Origin of the sequence: Ectopseudomonas chengduensis (assembly GCF_900102635.1) — a bacterium.
In the GTDB taxonomy this organism is placed as follows: domain Bacteria; phylum Pseudomonadota; class Gammaproteobacteria; order Pseudomonadales; family Pseudomonadaceae; genus Aquipseudomonas; species Aquipseudomonas chengduensis.
In genome coordinates this window covers 140,785-158,460 of record NZ_FMZQ01000006.1, presented here as the reverse complement: position 1 = coordinate 158,460, position 17,676 = coordinate 140,785, and the positions used below count along the sequence as shown (strand labels likewise).

Here is a 17,676-nt window from a genome sequence, read left to right as displayed (position 1 = left end):
GACAACAGCCAGCCTATTTCCCCGGATTGCATCCGGGCTACAAGACTACACCGCCCTGCTCTAGGCACAGACCGACGAAACAACAGGTGCGCGCGGCGCATCCTACGGAGCGGCGCTAGCTTAGTACCCGAATGAAATCCGGGGCAGCGCATGGCGTATCAATAGTTCAGCAATCACTGAACTAAGTATTTGTTCGATGCGATTTAAACCATTCGCAGGCTGAGCCAACAATGCTGCCATAACCAGGCGCCGACTCGAATCGGCCGCCACCGGGCGCCACACCACGCCCCTTGCCAATCTGCCGCTGACCTTCGTCCTCTTCAGGAGACGGCCATGCGACTGGAAATCTTCCGCACCCTCTGGGGTTACCGCGGCAGTTGGCAGCAAGCGCTCGACGAAGCGCTCGGTGCCGGCTTCGACGGTATCGAAGCGCGCATCCCCGAGACCGCCGCGCAGCGCGCCATCAATGCCCGTCTGCTGCGCGAGCAGAACGTCCCCTATATCGCCACCCTATTCACCTCCACCCCGGTTCTGCCGCGTCAGAGCGACAGCTCGCAGGTGCACCTCGAAGACCTGCGCATGAAGCTCGACTGGGCCGCCGAACTCGGCCCGCGCCTGGTCAACGTGCTGCCCGGCAACGATCGCTGGGCGCTGAGTGAACAGGTCGACTTCTTCGCCCACGCCGCCGAACTGGCCTCGGCCTGCGGTCTGCGTGTGTGCTTCGAAATTCACCGCGGCCGCTCGCTGTACAGCCCCTGGGTCACCCTCGACGTGATCCGCCAGGTGCCCGAACTGCGCTTCACCAGCGATATCAGCCACTGGCTGGTGACCTGCGAGCGCCTGCTCGACGACCCCGCCGACGACCTCTCGGCCTTCATCGAGCGGGTCGACCACATCCAGGCCCGCGTGGGTTATGACCAGGGCCCACAGGTGCCACACCCCGGCGCGCCGGAGTACGCCGAGGTGCTGGCCTTCCACCAGCGTCACTGGGAAAGCATCTGGAGCAGCCAGGAAAAGCGCGGCCTGCAGACAACCACCCTGACCCCCGAATTCGGCCCGGACGGCTACCTGCACCACCTGCCCTTCACCGACATGCCGGTGGCCGACCTGTGGCAGCTCAACCAGTGGATGGCGCGCTGCGAGCGCCAGCACTTCCACCGTTTCACCAGTCGCTGAGGAGCCGTGATGAACACCAACGCCAAGCATTTCACCGAAATCCCCGTGGTCGACATCGCCGGTCTGTTCAGCAGCGACCCGGCCGAGCGCCTGGCCGTGGCCGAGAACCTGGGCCGCGCTGCCCGCGAGGTGGGTTTTCTCTACATCAGCGGCCACGGCATCGAACAGGCGCTGATCGACGGCCTGCACCGCGCCGCCGAGGACTACTTCGCCCAGCCCCTGGACGCCAAGATGCGCCACTACATAGGCACCTCGGCCAGCCACAAGGGCTTCGTGCCCGAGGGCGAGGAGCGCTACGGCGTCGGCAAGCCGGACCACAAGGAAGCCTTCGACATCGGCTTCGAAGTCCCCGCCAACAACCCGCTGGTACTGGCCGGCACGCCGCTGCTGGGGCCCAACGACTGGCCCACTCTGCCTAATTTCAAGGAGGCGGTGCAGGCCTACTACGCGCGCATCTTCCAGCTCGGCCGCACGCTGTTCCGCGGTTTCGCCCTGGCTCTCGGCGTGCCGGAAAACACCTTCGACGAGATGGCCAACTTCCCGCCGTCGAAGCTGCGCCTGATCCACTACCCCTACGACGGCGATGCCCAGGACGCCCCCGGTATCGGCGCCCACACCGACTACGAGTGCTTCACCATCCTGCTCGCCGACCGTCCGGGGCTGGAGGTGATGAACGACCTCGGCCAGTGGATCGACGCACCGCCGCGCGAAGGCACCTTCGTCGTCAACATCGGCGACATGCTCGAGGTGATGAGCGCCGGCACCTTCGTCGCCACCTCACACCGCGTGCGCAAGGTCAGCCAGGAGCGCTACTCATTCCCGTTCTTCTATGCCTGCGACTACCACACGCAGATCCGCCCGCTGCCGCAGTTCGAGGCCACCGGCCAGAGCTACGAGGCCATCAGCATCGGCGAGCACATGTGGAGCCAGGCGCTGCAGACCTACCAATACCTCAAGAAGCGCGTCGAGGACGGCCAGTTGCAGCTGCCCGAACGTGCCCGCGCGCCATCCAGCTTCGGCCACCTGAAGCACCAGCCGAGCGCGCTGTGACTTTCCCCACTGCCAACACAAAAACTGATCTGGAGATAAACACAATGGCAACCCGTACCCCGCTGCGCAGCACAGCCCTGGCTCTGGCCTGCACCCTCGCCGGTCTGTTCGCCACCGCCCAGGCCGCCGAAACACCCAAGACCCTCTCCAGCGGCGAGCTGAAGGTGGGCATGGAAATTACCTACCCACCGTTCGAGTATTACGAAGGCGACCAGGTGAAAGGCTTCGACCCGGAAGTTTCCGCAGCCCTGGCCAAGCGTCTGGGCCTGGAGGCGAGCTTCAGCGACATTACCTTCCCCAACCTGATCCTCGGCCTCGACGCCGGCCGCTTCGACACCATCATCTCCGGCATGTACATCCTCCCCGAGCGCCTGGAAAAAGCCGACGCCATCCCCTACGCCAAGACTGGCGCCGCGATCATGGTGCGCAGCGATGCCGAGAAGAAACCGGCCACGCCAGAAGAGCTGTGCGGCCTGACCGTCGGCCTGCAACAGGGCACCTCGTGGATTCCAGCACTGCAGAAGGTTTCCGACGGCTACTGCAAGGAACAGGGCGCCGGAGCCATCACCATCAACCAGTACCCGACCACCTCGGAAACCTCCCAGGCGCTGCTCTCCGGCCATATCCAGGCGCACCTGGAGATCGACGCCGCTTCGCTGCTGATCGTCGAAAAATCCCGGGGCCGCATCGCCAGCAGCTCCAAGGGTTCGATCTACCCGCAGGTGTTGGGTATCTACGTGAAGAAGGGCAACGCCCAACTGCTCGACGCCCTGAAAGCCGCGCTGGACGACTTCAAGGCCAGCGGCGAATACGCCGAACTGCTGAAGAAATACAACCTGGAAGAAGCCTGAAGTAAGTCCGTGGGCGAGTCATATCGTCATGACTCGCTCACGGCCGCTGCGTTGAATGACCGCTTCATCCCACAGGCCGGTCCTTGATCCGGCCTGCCCCTTTTCGGCTTGAGTCACAGGTGCCCCATATGCCGTTCGAATGGAGCTATTTCTTCTCCCTGTTTTCCATGCCGGCCTTCTGGGCCGCGTGCTGGACGGTGGTGAAACTCAGCAGCCTGGCCTGGCTGCTCGGCCTGGTGCTGGGCTTCGGTTTGGCCAGTGCCAAGCAAGCCGCCAATCGCTGGCTCAGCGCACCAGCCGCGATCTACGTATGGTTCTTTCGCAGCGTGCCGCTGCTGGTACTGCTGATCTTCGTCTACAACCTGCCGCAACTGATGCCGGCCAGCGGCAAGGTACTGTCCAATCCGTTCTACGCCGGTCTGTTCGCCCTGGTACTGACAGAAGCGGCATACATGGCCGAAATCCACCGTGGTGGCTTGTTGTCGGTGGCCAAAGGGCAGCGCGAAGCCGCCCGTGCCCTGGGTATTGGCCGGCTTGGCACCCAGCGGCTGATCGTCGTGCCGCAGGCCTTTCGCATCGCCCTACCGACCTTGACCAACGAATACGTGACCATCGTCAAGCTGACCTCGCTGGTCTCGGTGATCTCCCTCAGCGAACTGCTGCTGGTTGGCCAGCGCCTTTACGCGCAGAACTTCCTGGTGCTGGAAACCCTCGGCGCCGTGGCCGTGTACTACGTGCTGATCGTCAGCCTGTTCGGCTGGGGTCTGCAGTACCTGGAGCGCCACCTCGACCTTGGCCGGCGCAAGCCGGGCACCCTCGGCGATGCCCAGGTGGCCAAGCTGCGCAGCGGCCTGCCACAGGTGGCGACCGGCAACGCCCGGGTTCGTGAGCCAGGTACACCGGCGGCGCTGTACCTGAGCAACATCCACAAGCACTACGGCGACCACCATGTGCTCAAGGGCATCGACCTGAGCGTGCAACCTGGCGAGGTGATCTCCATCATCGGCCCGTCCGGCTCCGGCAAGACCTCGTTGATCCGCACTGTCAACGGCCTGGAAAGCATCGACGAAGGCGAGATCGTGCTGTTCGGCGAGAGTTTCATCCAGGCCGGCGACCGCCCCGAGAACCGTCGCCAGCGCGAAGGCGTGCGGCGCATCGGCATGGTGTTCCAGAGTTTCAACCTGTTCCCCCACCGCACCATCGTCGACAACGTCCTGCTCGCGCCGCGCTACCACGGCCTGGGTGATAGCGCCGAACTGCGTCGCCAGGCCCTCGCGCTGCTGGACAAGGTCGGCCTGCTGGCCCACGCCAACAAGTACCCGCACCAGCTCTCCGGCGGCCAGCAACAGCGCGTGGCCATCGCCCGCGCCCTGGCCATGCAGCCGGACATCATGCTGTTCGACGAGCCCACTTCGGCGCTCGACCCGGAACTGGTGGGCGACGTGCTCGCGGTGATCCGCGACCTGGCCCGCGAAGGCATGACCATGCTGATCGTCACCCACGAGATGGACTTCGCCCTGTCGATATCCGACCGCGTGCTGTTCATGGAAGACGGTCATGTCCAGCTCGACGCCTCACCTGCCGCCATCCACCACGGCAACCACCAGCGCGTACGCCGCTTCATCGGCCTGGAGAACGCATGAACGACATCACTACCCTGCGCCGCGACCTGGCTGCGGCCTACCGCCTGGCTGCCCTGTTCGGCTGGGACGACACCCTCTACACGCATTTTTCCGTACGCCTGCCGGGTGACGGCGAGCCGCGTTTTCTGATCAACCCGTTCGGCCTGTTCTTCGAGGAGATTCGCGCCAGCGACCTGATCGTGGTGGACATGCACGGCAAGGTGGTCGAGGGCAACGCCGACTACAACGTCGCCGGCTTCACCATTCACAGCGCCGTGCACATGGCCCGCGACGACGCTCACTGCGTGATCCACACCCACACGCTGGCAGGCATGGCAGTGGCCGCTCAGGATAGTGGCCTGCTACAGCTCAACCAGATCAGCACCGAGTTCCACGGCCGCCTGGGCTATCACGCCTACGAAGGCGTGGCGCTGGATCTGGACGAACGCGTGCGTATCCAGGCCTCGCTGGGCGACAACATCGCCCTGCTGCTGCGCCACCACGGCCTGCTCAGCGTCGGCGCCAGCGTCGCCGACGCCTTCTACGTCATGCACTACCTGAATCGCGCCTGCGAGATCCAGCTCGCCGCCACCGGTGGTGGCCAACCCAGCAGCGAGATTCCCGCGCACCTGGCGCAGCACGCCTGCGAGCAGTTGCAGGGCGCCGAATGGCAGCGCCAGCTGCTCTGGCAGGCCTGGCTACGCAGGCTCGATCGCCTCGATCCCAGCTACCGCGACTGACGCGCACGCCACGCCGCACCTTATGAACCGGGGCTTACAGCCTTACTTCAAACAATCCTGAAGTAAGTTTTTGCCCCAGCCGATTTTTCCCAGCGCCTGGCCGGCCAAGAATCCGGCCACAACCAGAACGAGCCTGAGGCCCACCCATGGACAAGACCTTCCACCAGCCCCTGGGCGGCAATGAAATGCCCCGCTTCGGCGGCATCGCCACCATGATGCGCCTGCCCCACATCCAGAGCACCGAGGAAAAACGCCAGCTCGACGCCGCCTTCGTCGGCGTGCCGCTGGACATCGGCACCTCACTACGCTCCGGCACTCGCTTCGGCCCACGTGAGATCCGCGCCCAGTCGGTGATGATCCGCCCGTACAACATGGCCACCGGTGCCGCTCCTTTCGACTCGCTCAACGTGGCCGATATCGGCGACGTGGCGATCAACACCTTCAACCTGCTCGACGCCGTGCGCATCATCGAAGAGGCCTACGACGAGATCGTCGAACTCGGCATCAAACCGCTGACCCTGGGTGGCGACCACACCATCACCCTGCCGATCCTGCGTGCCCTGCACAAGAAGTACGGCAAGATCGGCCTGGTGCATATCGACGCCCACGCCGACGTCAACGACCATATGTTCGGTGAGAAGATCGCCCACGGCACCACCTTCCGCCGCGCCCAGGAAGAAGGCCTGCTCGACAGCCAGCGCGTGGTGCAGATCGGCCTGCGCGCCCAGGGTTATACCGCCGAGGACTTCAACTGGAGCCGCAAGCAGGGTTTCCGCGTGGTGCAGGCCGAGGAGTGCTGGCACAAGTCGCTGGAGCCGCTGATGGCCGAAGTGCGCGAGCAGGTCGGTGGCGGCCCGGTGTATCTGTCCTTCGACATCGACGGCATCGACCCGGCCTGGGCACCCGGCACCGGCACCCCGGAAATCGGCGGTCTGACCACCATCCAGGCCATCGAGATCATCCGTGGTTGCCAGGGCCTGGACCTGATCGGTGGCGATCTGGTCGAGGTCTCCCCGCCCTACGACACCACCGGCAACACCTCGTTGCTCGGCGCCAACCTGCTGTACGAAATGCTCTGCGTGCTTCCGGGGGTTCAGCGTCGCTGACCGTCGGCTTTTACTGCTCCGCCCGGGCGCCCCGCGAGGCGCCCGGTACATACAAAAACAATCAAGGTGCCCAGATGAATCGTGACGAAACCATACCGCTGCTGGACGACCAGCCACCGACCGATAACCCCTACAGCGTGCGTCAGTTACTGATCTTCCTTATCCCCTCGTTGCTCGGCGTACTGCTGTTTCTCACCCCCATCGTTTACGAAGAAAAGGTCACCATCGGCCTCGGCGTCATGGCTGACGCACTCAAGGCTGCCGTCAGCGATCAGCTGCCTGCCATCGCCACGGGGCTGCTAATCGTCTCGGCAGTCCTGGGCCTGTTTGGCAGCCTGCTCAAGCCACGCTGGCTTACCGAGCGTCGCGCGTTGAACGACCTGTTCGTGCTGCCGCCGCTGTGGCTCGCCCTGCGCGTGCTCGGCGGGCTGTTCGCGGCCATGACGTTCTGGCAATTCGGCCCGGAATGGGTGTGGAACGCCAATACCGGCGGGGTGGTATTGAAAGACCTGGCGCCGGTGTTGATCACCTTCTTCCTGGTCGCCGGCCTGATCCTGCCGCTGCTTACCGACTACGGCCTGATGGAGTTCTGCGGCACCCTGGTGCGCAATGTGTTCCGCAAGATTTTCGGCCTGCCCGGACGCTCGGCCATCGACGCCATCGCCAGCTGGCTCGGCTCCGGCACCGTCGGCGTGCTGATCACCGCGCAGCAGTACCAGAAGGGTTTCTACAGCGCCCGGGAAGCGGCGGTGATCGCCACCAACTTCTCCATCGCCTCGATCGCCTTCAGCCTGCTGATCACCAGTTTCATGAAGCTCGACCATCTGTTCGTGCCCTTCTACCTGACCGTGGTGGTCGCCGGTCTGGCTGCCGCCATCATCACCCCGCGCATTCCACCGCTGTCGTGGAAGAAGGACGAGTACGTCGCCGGCGTCGGCAAGCAGATCAAGGAAGACGTGCCGGCCGGCACCTCGCTGCTGCGTTGGGGCCTGCTGCAGGCGGTCAGGCGCGCCAACGCCAATCCCTCGCCGGGGCAGATGGTCAAGGTCGGCGTGCACAACGTGGTCGACATCTGGCTGGGCCTGCTGCCGCTGGTAATGGCCATTGGTACGGTATCGTTGGCCATCGCCGAGTTCACCCCGATCTTCAACTGGCTGTCCGCTCCCATCGTGCCGCTTCTCGAGCTGCTGCAACTGCCGGAAGCCACCAAGGCAGCGCCGGCGATGCTGGTGGGCTTCGCCGACATGTTCCTGCCAGCGGTGCTGGGCAAGGGCATCGAGAGCGAACTGACCCGTTTCGTGGTGGCCTGCGTGTCGCTGACCCAGCTGATCTACATGTCGGAAGTCGGCGTGCTGATCATCAAGGCCAAGCTGCCGCTGAATCTGCTGGAGCTGTTCGTCATCTTCATCATCCGCACCCTGATCACCCTGCCGATCATCGCGCTGATGGCGCACTGGATCGTCGGCTGACGTCGACACAAGGACCTGACCATGACCACCTGCGGCGAATTTCTCGTCAAGCAACTGGAAGCCTGGGGCGTCGACACCGTGTTCGGCATCCCCGGCGTGCACACCGTCGAGCTCTATCGCGGCCTGCCATCGAGCAGCATCCGCCACATCACCCCGCGCCATGAACAGGGCGCCGGCTTCATGGCCGACGGCTATGCCCGCGTCTCGGGCAAGCCGGGTGTGTGCTTCATCATCACCGGCCCCGGGATGACCAACATCCTCACCGCCATGGGCCAGGCCTATGCCGATTCGATCCCGATGCTGGTGATTTCCAGCGTCAACGAGCGCGCACGCCTCGGCCTGGGCAAGGGCTACTTGCACGAACTGCCCAACCAGCGGGCGATGACGGCAGGCGTCACCGCCTTCAGCCATACCCTGATGAGCGTCGAGGAACTGCCCGGCGTGCTGGCCCGTGCCTTCGCCGTGTTCGAAGGCGAGCGGCCGCGCCCGGTGCATATCGAGCTGCCGCTGGACATCATCACCGCCGACGCCACGCACATGACCCCGGCGCCACGGCCGACCGTGCGCCGCCCGGCGCCCAACCGCACGCTGATCCGTGAGGCCGCCGGCCTGCTCAGGCAGGCCGAACGCCCGCTGCTGCTGCTCGGTGGTGGCTGCGTGGCTGCCGAATCCGAAGCGCGCGCCCTGGCCAGCGCCCTGGATATACCGACCGCGCTGACCATCAATGCCAAGGGCCTGTTGCCGCCGGGCCATCCGTTGCTGCTGGGCAGCAACCAGTCGCTGCGTCCGGTGCGCAACCTGGCGCTGGAAGCCGATGTGGTGCTGGCCATCGGCACCGAACTGGGCGAGACCGACTACGACGTGGTGTTCGACGGTGACTTCCGCCTGCCCGGCCGGCTGATCCGCATCGACATTGATGCCCAACAGCTGCAGCGCAACTTCACTCCGCACCTGGCGATCCAGGGCGATGCACGAGTGGCCATGCGCATGCTGCTGGCCGAGTTCGACCCGCGCGAAGCCAACACGAGCAGCCCCGGTGCCCGGCGTACCGCAGCCGTGCAGGCGCGCCTGAACCAAGACTTCAGCGGCTGGGCGCATTACCGCCAGCTGTTCGATTGCATCCTCGATGCCCTGCCGGATGCCCGCTTCGTCGGCGACTCGACGCAGACCGTGTACAGCGGCAACCACCTGGTCGAACTGGACGGCGCGCGGCGCTGGTTCAACGCCTCCACCGGCTACGGCACCCTCGGCTATGGCCTGCCGGCGGCCATCGGCGCCAAGCTGGCCGAACCTGCGCGGCCGGTGATCAGCCTGATGGGTGATGGCGGTATCCAGTTCACCATCGCCGAGCTGGCCAGTGCCGTAGAGGCAAGGGTCGGCATCATCGTGCTGTTGTGGAACAACGCCGGCTACGGCGAGATCAAGCGCTACATGCAGCGCCGTGACATCACCCCGATTGCCGTCGACATCTACACCCCGGACCTGCTGGCCATCGCCCGTGGTTTCGGCTGCGCCGCCGAGCGCGCACGCGACCATGCGCACCTGGCCGAGCTGCTACGCAGCGCGTCCGAAGACCGCCCCTTGATCATCGAAGTGCAGGAGGCCGCGCCCTTTCATCCCTGACGACATTGATCGCGGCTAAAGCCCCTCCCACGGAAATCGAGGTGCCCCTGTGGGAGGGGCTTTAGCCGCGACATCCCCGCCCCGGATTACATCCGGGCCACGGGCATAACCACAAGATTCAGCTGTACCACTGACTGCCGCCCACCAATACCAATAATCAAGCATCGGGGAGTCGTTCCATGTTCAAGAATCTCAGCCAGCATTTCGGCCAGGACGGTCTGGCCCCAACCGATAAAGCGCATCGCAGCCTCGGCCTCGGTGGCACCATCGCCCTGTGGTTGGGCGCCAACGTGGTGGTCACCACCATCCTCACCGGCATGCTGCTGGTGCCGGATCTGAAATTCACCCAGGCCATGCTTATCGTGCTCATTGGCTCGGCTATCGGCATCTTGCCGCTGGTGCTGGTCGGCCTGATGGGCCAGCGCAGCGGCCTGACCACCATGGTTCTGGCACGCGGCAGTTACGGCGTGCATGGCGCCAAGCTGCCGTCGTTGGTCAATCTGCTGACTTTGCTGGCCTGGAGCTGGATCCAGGCACTGCTGGCTGGCATGAGCCTGAACTACGCGGTGGAGCACCTGACCGGCTACTCCAACCTGCCGCTGTTCACCATCCTCTGCGAAGCTCTGGTGCTGCTGATCGCCCTGCGCGGCCACCTGGGCATCGAGCGGGTCGAGCGCTGGGCCGCCATCGGCATGCTCCTGCTGGCCGGCGCGGTGTTCTACGTGATGGGGCAGAAGTTCGAGTTCGAAAGCCTCTTGGCCATGCCCACCGAACCGCGCAACGAAATCACCCCCGGCATCGCCTTCGATATCGTCATCGCCACCGCGTTTTCCTGGATTCCGCTGGCCGCCGACTACAACCGTAACTGCCGTAGCCAACGCGTGGCGGGGATCGGTACCTGGGTCGGCTATGTCGCCGCCACCCTGCTGGCCATGGGCCTGGGCGCGACCGTCTCGGGCTTCTCGGTGCTGAGCGGCATGGAGCAGACCTACGACCCGGCCGTGCTGTTGGCTGGTTTCGGCTTCGGCCTGCCAGCGGCCATCGTGGTGTTCCTCTCGGTGATGACCACCAACGTCATGTGCGTGTACAGCGCCTCGCTGTCGTACCTGAACATCAGCCCGAAAACCCCGTTCTGGAAGCCGGCACTGTGCATCGGCGTGCTGTCGATCCTCGGCTCGCAGATCCCCGGCATCCTCGACAACTTCCAGAGCTTTTTGCTGGTGATCGGCAGCGTGTTCATCCCGGCCTTTGCGGTGTTGATCGCCGATTACTTCCTGATCCACAAGGGCGACTACGCGGTGGATGAGCTGCTCAGTGAAGACGGCGGTCGCTACCGCTACCTGAACGGCTTCAACCCGGCCGCGTTCATTGCCTACGGCCTGGGCGCGGTGCTGGCCTACTACTGGGGCTGGGTCTCGCCGCTGGCCTGGGGCGCTTCGCTGCCAGTGTTCCTGATCACCGCTGCCAGCTACGCCGTGCTACGGCGCTGGGTGCTGGTGCCGCGGGCGCAGCTGGCGTAGCGTGATAGCGAACGTGGCGGGTTGCACCCGCCCTACCGGAAACGACGCCCCGTAGGGCGGGTGCAACCCGCCACCGAGGCCACCGCAGGGTGCGAACCCGGTTTGAGGAACCACCATGAAAATCGTCAGCCGTGACCGCTGGTTCGAGGTGGAGCACCGCCACGATGGCATCTGCCTGATCCACGAGCCCTACGTGCGTCCCTTCTATCGCTGCAACATGTGGCATGTGCAGGGGCGCGAGCATGACGTGCTGATCGACTCCGGCTCCGGCCTGGTCAGCCTGCGCGAGCAACTGCCCTGGCTGACCGACAGGCCGCTGCTGGCCGTGGCCAGCCACTGCCACTTCGACCATATCGCCGGGCATCACGAATTCGATGAGCGCCTGGTACATCCGGCTGAGGCCGATATCCTCGCCGCACCGAACGGCGCCAATACCCTGGCCACCGACTTCGTCGGCGACGACATGTTCGAGGCGCACCCGGATTGCCCGTTGTGCTACGCCGAATACCGCGTACGGGCAGCGCCGGCCACGCGCCTGATTGAGGATGGTGACGTGCTGGATCTGGGTAATCGGGTATTGCAGGTGCTGCATACGCCCGGGCATTCACCCGGCGGCATCAGTCTATGGGAAGCGCAGACGCACACGCTGTTTTCCGGCGACATCCTCTACGATGGCCCACTGATCGAAGATGCCTACCACTCGAACCTGGAAGATTACGCGCGCAGCCTTGCGCGCCTGCGCGAGCTGCCCGTACGCACCGTGCATGGCGGACATTTCGCGAGTTTCTCGGGAGAGCGGATGCGCGAGCTGATAGACGCCTGGTTCGACGCCCATCGGCTCAACTGACGAGTTTCAGCGACGCTGACGCTCGCGGCGCAGGCGTTGCTGCTCGGCTTCACTGATGCGAATCGGCTGAGGTTGCGGGGCGAGGCCAAGGGCCTGCAGTAGGGCTTGCAGTTGTTCTTGCAGCTTGGCGAGCATGGGTACGACCTCCTGCCAAGTAAAGGGAAGAGCCAGCGGCTCACCTATAAGATTAGGCCGGGCCAAACGGATTTCAACCAGCCTCCGTCAAATCACCGGACTCTTGCGTCGATACGGGAACACGTCGATCACCTTGCCCGCCCGAATCGCCTCCTGCAATTGTTTCCAGTAATCGGCCTCATAGAGATTGCCATGCAACTGGCTGAACAGCCTGCGCTGCTTGATATCGGCGAACAGGAACGGCGGAAACTCCTCGGGGAACACGTCCATCGGCCCCACCGAATACCAGGGTTCGGAACTCATCTCGTCCTCGGGGAAACGCGGCGGCGGGATGCGCCGGAAGTTCACTTCGGTGAGAAAGCAGATCTCGTCGTAGTCGTAGAACACCACGCGGCCATGGCGAGTGACGCCGAAGTTCTTCAACAACATGTCGCCGGGGAAAATATTGGCCGCCGCCAGTTGCTTGATGGCCAGGCCGTAGTCATCCAGCGCCTCGCGCACCTGCGCCTCGTTGGCACTTTCCAGATAGAGGTTGAGCGGCGTCATGCGCCGCTCGGTCCAGCAGTGTCGTACCAGCACGGTGTCACCCTCCACCACCACGGTCGACGGTGCCACCTCCAGCAACTCGGCCAGGCACTCGGGCTCGAACTTGGCCTTGGGAAAACGGAAGTCGGCAAACTCCTGGGTATCGGCCATGCGCCCTACCCGGTCGACACTTTTCACCAGGCGGTACTTCTCGATCACCGTCTTGCGGTCCACCGTCTTGGCGTGGGCGAAACGGTCCTTGATGATCTTGAACACGGTATTGAAGCCCGGCAGGGTGAACACGCTCATGACCATGCCGCGCACACCGGGCGCCATGATGAAGCGATCATCGGTGCTAGCCAGGTGGCCGATCAGGGCGCGGTAGAACTCGGACTTGCCGTGCTTGTAGAAACCGATCGAGGTGTACAGCTCGGCGATGTGCTTGCCCGGCAGGATGCGCTTGAGAAAGCCGACGAACTCGGCCGGAATGGCCACGTCCACCATGAAATAGCTACGGGTGAAGGAGAAGATGATCGACACCTCCGCCTCATCGGTGATCGCCGCATCGGCCTGGATACCCTGCCCTTCGCGGTGCAGCAGCGGGATCGCCAGCGGCCACTGCTCCTCGCGGGTGTAGATGCGCCCGATCAGGTAGGCGCCCTTGTTGCGATATAGCACCGAGGAAAACAGCTCGATGCACAGCTCCGGGTCCTTGCACACCCAATCCGGCAGGCTGGCGCGCAGCTGCTCCTGCAGACGTTGCAGGTCGCGCGACAGATCCTCGTAGGGGGCGTCGAAACGGTAATCGTCGAAGATCGCCTGCAGCGCCAGATGCAGCTCGCCAGCCGGCCGATAGCTGCGCGTCTGCGCTGCGCTGGGCTGGTTGCGTAGCGATGGCCGGGTGGTATGGATGAACATGCAGCCATCGCTGATCTGGTCATGGCTGAACAGGCTGCAGAAGATCGAGTTGAACCAGGTTTCCGCCAGCTCATCGTCGAAACGCAGATCGATCAGGGCGATATAGGCGCTCTTGACCAGCGGCCACTGCCCGACGTCCAGCAGCGAAGCATCGAACCCTTGCAGCAGGTGCTCGCGGGTTTCTGCGACCTTCTCTTCGTAGAGGTTGATGCGCGCCGCCGAGGCCTGCTGCGCCTCCTGCCACTGTGCCTGCTCGAAGCGTACACGGGCACCATCGGTGATCTGGCGAAAATGCTCACGGTAATCGTCGAAGCCATCGAGGATCAGGCGAGCGATCTCGCCGGCCGGCCATTGCTGCGCCATGGAAGTACCTCGCAAGGAAATGAGTGAAGCGAGCTTAGCCTCAACGCCGGCCAAACGTAGCCCGGATGTAATCCGGGGACTATCGCTCAAGTCCTCCCGGATTTCATCCGGGCTACGGGATGGCGCAAATCTCGTTCGAAAGCGCGATGCGGATTGCCAGAACCCCGCCCAGCGGCAACACTCTCGGCCCCACCCTGCCGGATGTCTTGCCGTGCGTACCGCCGACCTGCTTCGCCTGCTGCTGCTCGCCGCCATCTGGGGCGCCAGCTTCCTGTTCATGCGCGTTGCCGCACCGGTGCTGGGCAGTATGCCGACCGCGTTCTTTCGCGCCAGCTTCGGCGCGCTGGGGCTGCTGACGCTGCTCCTGCTGCTGCGCAGTGACTGGGACTTTCGCGGCAAACTGCGCATCTGCCTCGGCCTGGGCGTGATCAACGCCGGCCTACCTTCAGCCATGTATTGCCTGGCGGCACTGATCCTGCCGGCCGGTTACTCGGCGATTTTCAACGCCACCACACCCCTGATGGGCGTGCTGATCGGCGCACTGTTCTTCCATGAAGGCATCACCCCGAGCAAGGCGGCGGGCGTGTTTCTCGGCCTGCTCGGCGTGGCGGTGCTGACCCGCACCGGCCCGGTGGCCTTCGACCTGCAACTGCTGCTCGGCGCCGGCGCCTGCCTGGTGGCCACCACCTGCTACGGCTTCGCTGGTTTCCTTACTCGACGCTGGATCGGCCAACAGGGCGGCCTGGACAATCGCCTGACCGCCTTTGCCAGCTTGGTGGGGGCCAGCCTGTTCCTGCTGCCGCTGTTCGCGGGCAGCCTGGCGCTGCAACCACCGCCAAGCTGGGGTGGCATCGAGGTATGGCTGTCGCTGGCCGCCCTTGGTCTGGTCTGCACGGCGTTCGCCTACGTGCTGTATTTCCGTTTGCTAGCCGATATCGGACCGATCAAAGCCAGCACCACCACCTTCCTGATCCCGCCGTTCGGCGTCCTCTGGGGCGCCCTGCTGCTGGGCGAACCGCTGAGCTGGGACTATCTGCCGGGCGGCGTACTGATCGCATTGGCCCTGTGGCTGGTGGTGCGGCCGAACGTGACCAAAACGTAGCCCGGATGAAATCCGGGAGACAGGCGATGAAAGTTCCCGGATTGCATCCGGGCTACGGACTGGTAGTCAGGCCAGGCGTGGCGAAAGCCTAGAGGCCTTGCGGAACCACGAACCTGTAGGAGCGGCGCCCCGCCGCGAATCTGGGCGCGCGAAATTGAAAAGCTTCGCCCCGGGGCGGGGCTCCTACGAAAGTAGCCATTTAGAAAGTAGCCCGGATGAAATCCGGGGCGCAGGCGGCGTGACTCCCCGGATTGCATCCGGGCTACGGACTGGCGGTCAGGCCAAGCGTAGGTGGATCGCGCTTCATTGATCCACCCCACGCCTGCAGCTGCTTTACTGCTGCAATTCCTGTTCGGTGAACATATCGCTGAACAGCATGCTCGACAGGTAGCGCTCGCCCGAGTCCGGCAGGATCACCACGATGGTCTTGCCCTGCATCTCCGGCTTCTCCGCCAGACGCACCGCCACCGCCATCGCCGCGCCGCAGGAAATCCCGCAGAGAATGCCTTCCTCGCGCATCAGGCGCAGGGCCATGGCCTTGGCCTCATCGTCAGTGACCTTCTCGGCCTGATCGACCATCGCCAGGTCGAGGTTCTTCGGTACGAAACCGGCGCCGATGCCCTGAATCTTGTGCGGTGCCGGCTTGACCTCGTCACCGGCCAGGGTCTGACTGATTACCGGCGAACTCACCGGCTCCACCGCCACCGACAGAATCGGCTTGCCCTGGGTCTGCTTGATGTAACGCGAAACGCCGGTGATGGTGCCGCCGGTGCCAACGCCGGAGACCAGCACGTCGATGGCGCCTTCGGTGTCACGCCAGATTTCCGGGCCGGTGGTCTTCTCGTGAATGGCCGGGTTGGCCGGGTTCTCGAACTGCTGCGGCAGATAGTAGTCAGGATTGGCGGCCACCAGCTCGTTGGCCTTCTCGATCGCGCCCTTCATGCCCTTGGCCGGCTCGGTCAGCACCAGCTCGGCGCCCAGGGCCTTGAGCACCTTGCGTCGCTCCAGACTCATCGAGGCCGGCATGGTCAGCACCAGCTTGTACCCGCGCGCAGCGGCGACGAAGGCCAGGCCGATGCCGGTATTGCCCGAGGTCGGCTCGACGATGGTCATGCCCGGTTTAAGCACACCGCGCTCCTCGGCGTCCCAGATCATGCTGGCACCGATGCGGCACTTGACCGAATAGGCCGGGTTGCGGCCCTCGATCTTGGCGAGGATGGTCACGCCTTTCGGCCCCAGGCGATTGATCATCACCAGCGGCGTATTGCCGATGGCCTGGGAGTTATCAGCGAAAATGCGGCTCATGATTCCTTCCTAAGCAGATGGACGATGAATAAGAGCACCAGCCTATGCCCAGGTGCAGCGTCAGTCCAGCCGAACAGAATGCCGCGCGTGCAGTCCATCGAAGATAGGTCACCCGATGGACTGTCCGATGAAACGACGCTACAGCTGGCCCCTCAGGGCCCTGCTCATCCTGGTTCTGCTGGTACTGACTGCGCAGCTCGCGCTGCCGTGGCTGATCCGTGACTACCTCAACGACAAGCTCGCCGACATGGGCGACTACCGTGGGCATATCGCTGACATCGACCTGGCCTGGTGGCGCGGCGCCTACCGCATCAACGACCTGCGCATCGTCAAGAGTAGCGGCGACGTGCCAGTGCCACTGCTCGACGCACCGCTGATCGATCTGGCGGTGAGCTGGCAGGCACTGTGGTCGGAACGCGCCGTGGTCGCGGAAGTATTCTTCGAGCGGCCGCAGTTGAACTTCGTCGATGGCGGCGAAAATGACCAGGCCACCCAGACCGGTGCCGGCACCGACTGGCGCGACCAGCTGAACAAGCTGCTACCGATCACGCTCAACGAGCTGCGGGTAATAGACGGCCGCATCAGCTTTCACAACTTCACCACCGATCCCAAGGTGGAACTGAGCGCAGACAAGGTCAACGCCAGCCTCTACAACCTCACCAATGTCGGTGACGAGCCGGGCGACCGGGTCGCGCACTTCGAAGGTCGCGCGCTGTTGCTGGAGCACGCGCCACTGGAGGCCGAGGCAACCTTCGATCCATTCGAGCAGTTCGAAGATTTCGAGCTGCGCCTGCGTGCGCAGGACATCGACCTGACGCGCTTCAACGACTTCGCCCGCGCCTACGGCCGCTTCGACTTCAAGCGCGGCAACGGCGACCTGGTCATCGAAGCGCAAGCCGAGAACGCCCAGCTCAACGGCTACATCAAACCCCTGCTGCGTGACGTCGAGGTGTTCGACTGGGAGCAGGACGTCGAAGACGAAGATAAAGGCGTGCTGCGCTCGCTTTGGGAGGCCATCGTCGGTGGCAGCGAGACACTGCTGAAGAACCAGCGCCGCGACCAGTTCGCCACCCGCGTCGAACTCAGCGGCAGTGTGCACAACCAGCAGACCAGCGCCTTCCAGGCCTTCATCGCCATCCTGCGCAATGGTTTCGTCGAAGCCTTCACGCCCCGCTACGAACGCCCGCCACCTCAGCAGGATGGCAGCTGAGCTGTAGTCGTAAGCAGCGGTGACCGCCCATTCAGTGACTGAATACTGCGTCTGCGTTCACAGCCACCGGAGCGGCGCGTTATAGTCGCGCTCTGAATTTCTGCTGCGGGCCGG

15 protein-coding genes are annotated in these 17,676 nt (G+C 64.2%); 12 read left to right on the top strand and 3 right to left on the bottom strand.

Translation table 11 applies throughout. The features are described 5' to 3' along the window. Positions 1-333 precede the first annotated feature (333 nt). The 10 genes from BLS08_RS11775 to BLS08_RS11730 all read left to right on the top strand — a co-directional run bounded on the left by BLS08_RS11775 (position 334) and on the right by BLS08_RS11730 (position 12,004). Positions 334-1,176 (top strand): sugar phosphate isomerase/epimerase family protein, encoded by an 843-nt coding sequence (locus tag BLS08_RS11775; protein ID WP_017677413.1) that lies wholly within the window; start codon positions 334-336, stop codon positions 1,174-1,176. A gap of 9 nt (positions 1,177-1,185) precedes the next feature. Then, positions 1,186-2,226 carry an isopenicillin N synthase family dioxygenase gene (locus BLS08_RS11770; RefSeq protein WP_017677414.1) on the top strand — a complete coding sequence of 347 codons (1,041 nt, stop codon included), beginning with the start codon at positions 1,186-1,188 and terminating at the stop codon, positions 2,224-2,226. Between the two features lie 44 nt (positions 2,227-2,270). Beyond that, positions 2,271-3,077 (top strand): ABC transporter substrate-binding protein, encoded by an 807-nt coding sequence (locus BLS08_RS11765; RefSeq protein ID WP_017677415.1) that lies wholly within the window; start codon positions 2,271-2,273, stop codon positions 3,075-3,077. A 128-nt stretch (positions 3,078-3,205) separates the two neighbouring features. Further along, positions 3,206-4,720: an amino acid ABC transporter permease/ATP-binding protein gene (locus BLS08_RS11760; RefSeq protein WP_017677416.1), complete on the top strand. Its 1,515-nt coding sequence runs from the start codon at positions 3,206-3,208 to the stop codon at positions 4,718-4,720. Further along, complete coding sequence (locus BLS08_RS11755) at positions 4,717-5,439, top strand: class II aldolase/adducin family protein (RefSeq protein ID WP_017677417.1); 723 nt, start codon at positions 4,717-4,719, stop codon at positions 5,437-5,439. Before BLS08_RS11760 ends, BLS08_RS11755 begins: the two co-directional genes overlap by 4 nt. 146 nt (positions 5,440-5,585) lie before the next feature. After that, positions 5,586-6,545, top strand: a complete 960-nt coding sequence (gene speB / locus BLS08_RS11750) for an agmatinase (RefSeq protein ID WP_017677418.1) — start codon at positions 5,586-5,588, stop codon at positions 6,543-6,545. A 74-nt stretch (positions 6,546-6,619) separates the two neighbouring features. After that, positions 6,620-8,014: a YjiH family protein gene (locus BLS08_RS11745; RefSeq protein WP_055987160.1), complete on the top strand. Its 1,395-nt coding sequence runs from the start codon at positions 6,620-6,622 to the stop codon at positions 8,012-8,014. 21 nt (positions 8,015-8,035) lie between these two features. Beyond that, positions 8,036-9,637: a 5-guanidino-2-oxopentanoate decarboxylase gene (locus BLS08_RS11740; protein ID WP_017677420.1), complete on the top strand. Its 1,602-nt coding sequence runs from the start codon at positions 8,036-8,038 to the stop codon at positions 9,635-9,637. Between the two features lie 179 nt (positions 9,638-9,816). Beyond that, complete coding sequence (locus BLS08_RS11735; RefSeq protein ID WP_017677421.1) at positions 9,817-11,157, top strand: purine-cytosine permease family protein; 1,341 nt, start codon at positions 9,817-9,819, stop codon at positions 11,155-11,157. A gap of 115 nt (positions 11,158-11,272) precedes the next feature. Continuing rightward, positions 11,273-12,004, top strand: a complete 732-nt coding sequence (locus tag BLS08_RS11730; protein WP_017677422.1) for an MBL fold metallo-hydrolase — start codon at positions 11,273-11,275, stop codon at positions 12,002-12,004. Positions 12,005-12,010: 6 nt separating this feature from the next. Here the strand turns inward: BLS08_RS11730 and BLS08_RS26715 are convergent, their stop codons facing one another. Both BLS08_RS26715 and aceK read right to left on the bottom strand, forming a co-directional pair. After that, positions 12,011-12,139, bottom strand: a complete 129-nt coding sequence (locus BLS08_RS26715) for a PA1414 family protein (protein ID WP_017677423.1) — start codon at positions 12,137-12,139, stop codon at positions 12,011-12,013. A gap of 87 nt (positions 12,140-12,226) precedes the next feature. Beyond that, complete coding sequence (gene aceK / locus BLS08_RS11725; protein WP_017677424.1) at positions 12,227-13,945, bottom strand: bifunctional isocitrate dehydrogenase kinase/phosphatase; 1,719 nt, start codon at positions 13,943-13,945, stop codon at positions 12,227-12,229. Positions 13,946-14,156: 211 nt separating this feature from the next. Between aceK and BLS08_RS11720 the strand changes: the two genes are divergently transcribed. Beyond that, a complete protein-coding gene (locus BLS08_RS11720; RefSeq protein ID WP_017677425.1) occupies positions 14,157-15,047 on the top strand; it encodes a DMT family transporter in 891 nt (296 codons plus the stop codon). Between the two features lie 333 nt (positions 15,048-15,380). Here BLS08_RS11720 and cysK read toward each other — a convergent pair whose 3' ends face one another. Then, positions 15,381-16,352 carry a cysteine synthase A gene (gene cysK, locus BLS08_RS11715; RefSeq protein ID WP_017677426.1) on the bottom strand — a complete coding sequence of 324 codons (972 nt, stop codon included), beginning with the start codon at positions 16,350-16,352 and terminating at the stop codon, positions 15,381-15,383. Between the two features lie 127 nt (positions 16,353-16,479). Here cysK and BLS08_RS11710 point away from each other — a divergent pair, with 127 nt between their 5' ends. Next, positions 16,480-17,562, top strand: a complete 1,083-nt coding sequence (locus BLS08_RS11710) for a DUF748 domain-containing protein (RefSeq protein ID WP_017677427.1) — start codon at positions 16,480-16,482, stop codon at positions 17,560-17,562. Positions 17,563-17,676 lie beyond the last annotated feature (114 nt).

Coding starts and splice junctions, on each gene's coding strand:
- BLS08_RS11775 (WP_017677413.1), top strand. CDS start 334: ATGCGACTGGAAATCTTCCGCACCCTCTGGGGTTACCGCGGCAGTTGG.
- BLS08_RS11770 (WP_017677414.1), top strand. CDS start 1,186: ATGAACACCAACGCCAAGCATTTCACCGAAATCCCCGTGGTCGACATC.
- BLS08_RS11765 (WP_017677415.1), top strand. CDS start 2,271: ATGGCAACCCGTACCCCGCTGCGCAGCACAGCCCTGGCTCTGGCCTGC.
- BLS08_RS11760 (WP_017677416.1), top strand. CDS start 3,206: ATGCCGTTCGAATGGAGCTATTTCTTCTCCCTGTTTTCCATGCCGGCC.
- BLS08_RS11755 (WP_017677417.1), top strand. CDS start 4,717: ATGAACGACATCACTACCCTGCGCCGCGACCTGGCTGCGGCCTACCGC.
- speB (WP_017677418.1), top strand. CDS start 5,586: ATGGACAAGACCTTCCACCAGCCCCTGGGCGGCAATGAAATGCCCCGC.
- BLS08_RS11745 (WP_055987160.1), top strand. CDS start 6,620: ATGAATCGTGACGAAACCATACCGCTGCTGGACGACCAGCCACCGACC.
- BLS08_RS11740 (WP_017677420.1), top strand. CDS start 8,036: ATGACCACCTGCGGCGAATTTCTCGTCAAGCAACTGGAAGCCTGGGGC.
- BLS08_RS11735 (WP_017677421.1), top strand. CDS start 9,817: ATGTTCAAGAATCTCAGCCAGCATTTCGGCCAGGACGGTCTGGCCCCA.
- BLS08_RS11730 (WP_017677422.1), top strand. CDS start 11,273: ATGAAAATCGTCAGCCGTGACCGCTGGTTCGAGGTGGAGCACCGCCAC.
- BLS08_RS26715 (WP_017677423.1), bottom strand. CDS start 12,139: ATGCTCGCCAAGCTGCAAGAACAACTGCAAGCCCTACTGCAGGCCCTT.
- aceK (WP_017677424.1), bottom strand. CDS start 13,945: ATGGCGCAGCAATGGCCGGCCGGCGAGATCGCTCGCCTGATCCTCGAT.
- cysK (WP_017677426.1), bottom strand. CDS start 16,352: ATGAGCCGCATTTTCGCTGATAACTCCCAGGCCATCGGCAATACGCCG.
- BLS08_RS11710 (WP_017677427.1), top strand. CDS start 16,480: ATGAAACGACGCTACAGCTGGCCCCTCAGGGCCCTGCTCATCCTGGTT.